The organism is Vibrio sp. 378, from assembly GCF_033339435.1.
On sequence record NZ_JAWOUO010000058.1, the window covers coordinates 1 to 1615 of the forward strand.

The 1615-nt window shown below is 41.6% G+C and carries 3 protein-coding genes and 1 pseudogene; 3 read left to right on the plus strand and 1 reads right to left on the minus strand.

Annotation, left to right across the window (positions count from 1 at the left end; translation table 11 throughout):
- The 3 genes and pseudogenes from R7Q48_RS24015 to R7Q48_RS24025 form a co-directional block, all read left to right on the plus strand.
- Window positions 1–691: pseudogene (locus tag R7Q48_RS24015) on the plus strand (response regulator); the annotation flags it as partial.
- A gap of 2 nt (window positions 692–693) precedes the next feature.
- Window positions 694–1029, plus strand: coding sequence for a hypothetical protein (locus tag R7Q48_RS24020; protein WP_005463787.1), 336 nt, complete (start codon window positions 694–696; stop codon window positions 1027–1029).
- A 35-nt stretch (window positions 1030–1064) separates the two neighbouring features.
- Window positions 1065–1256: a hypothetical protein gene (locus R7Q48_RS24025; RefSeq protein WP_005480239.1), complete on the plus strand. Its 192-nt coding sequence runs from the start codon at window positions 1065–1067 to the stop codon at window positions 1254–1256.
- A gap of 27 nt (window positions 1257–1283) precedes the next feature.
- Here the strand turns inward: R7Q48_RS24025 and R7Q48_RS24030 are convergent.
- The coding region (locus R7Q48_RS24030; protein ID WP_318132579.1) for an ATP-binding protein at window positions 1284–1615 on the minus strand (332 nt) is incomplete at its 5' end.

Genomic DNA, 1615 nt, shown 5'->3' on the forward strand with positions numbered 1-1615 from the left:
GTTGGGCCTGTTTGAAGATCTCTATGAGCTAGGCCGTACCTATGCAGCCCATTTATCACAAACCGATGCCCAATGGCTTAATGTCCTTTCTTCTTACGTTGATTTAGTCAGCGACCATTTTAAAACGCTTACTCATATTCATTCCAAGAGGAAAGTGCTTGTTCAACTGAATGAACTCTGTTTACTCACGCAAAAGCAGTTGGGTAAAGAGCAGCAAGTCAATCTATTAGCTTTTAAGCAGCTCATGCAGTGCAAGCTACTTCTCGTCGAGTCTCGCGCGGCAGAAGCGCACCTAAAATTGCTAGAGTCATTGAGTTACTTTTACGATATTCCAACACAAATGCCGATAGCATTATTGAAACAAGCCCTTCCGCTATTAGCTTTTTTTGGTGAGTTTTCTATCAGACGCAGCTTGCTTGGAGTGATCAATCAATCGTGTTCATCAGTCCGACTTCAAGAGTGCAATATCGTACCACACGAATACGACTATCCATTTTCAGTAGAGACAAAACTGAACGCTCTGGCAGCGCCGGACCAACAATACCATTCTAATTCGGAGTCGGTGGTTAACTTCCTAAAACAAAGGGCATTGCCACCAAATTGGTCGCGATGGTTAAGCGATTATCTCTCTGGTTCTTTTTCTAGCCAGATACCCGAACCGTTTAGCTATCACGTAACCGACAGGGAGTGAAAATGATCAACTTCGAATTGCTCAATCAATACATGGACAATGACGTAGACATAATCATTGCTGTCTTTTCAACGTACTTGGAGGATTACTCTGATGCGACAGAACAACTAAATGAAATGTTCGTACAACAAAATTGGCCAGAGCTGTATCTGATGGCACACAGCTTGAAAGGCATTCTAGAAGGCTTTGGAGAAGATATCGCAGTTGTTGCGCTGGAGAAGATAGAAACAAATACAAGAAACAATACTGCACCAGAATGCGAAGATATAACTATAGTTAATAACGAGCTGGTGACAATTAAAAAGCAGATTTTCGCTTACTTAGAAAACTTAAAATAAAACACCTTAAGGCTTAGAACGGGGAAATTATGAACATGGACAACAACCATTTCAAGGAGTTGATTGAGTCGCTCAAGGACTTAACTCCTACTCAAAAGCGATATTTGATCAGCAGAACCAAAATGTCTTTGGACGACGAGAGCGGAATGCTAAATCCGCAAGACTTGTTGACCAGAGAGGAGCTGGAGGCGCTTCTGTCATCGGCTTCCACCACCGATAACAAATAAAGAAAGCTAATTCGTCATGGACGAAAACTAAGAACCAGGTAAAGTGACAGAACTTTGCTTGGTTGTTAGACGCCCCTCTCTTTTAATCAATACAAACGTATTTTTTCGACCACATCTCAGTACCTGAAAACTGTCAACTAGATTACTTATTAACATTAATCCTCTTCCTGACGACATCCAGCTGTCTTCATCAAACAAGCTTGGTGCTTTTATTTCTTTATTCGTGTGCTCTTGGAAAACCGATTTTTTAATAGGACGACCGTAATCAGAAATACGCATTTCGATCTGAGTAGACTTAGAGTCAGATAAGATTGCACACTCGAGCTCAATCGGCTCACCTTCCTGCTCATCGTAGGAGT

Excerpts from the sequence above, each read along its gene's own strand:
- R7Q48_RS24020 (WP_005463787.1), top strand. The coding sequence starts at position 694 with ATGATCAACTTCGAATTGCTCAATCAATACATGGACAATGACGTAGAC.
- R7Q48_RS24025 (WP_005480239.1), top strand. The coding sequence starts at position 1,065 with ATGGACAACAACCATTTCAAGGAGTTGATTGAGTCGCTCAAGGACTTA.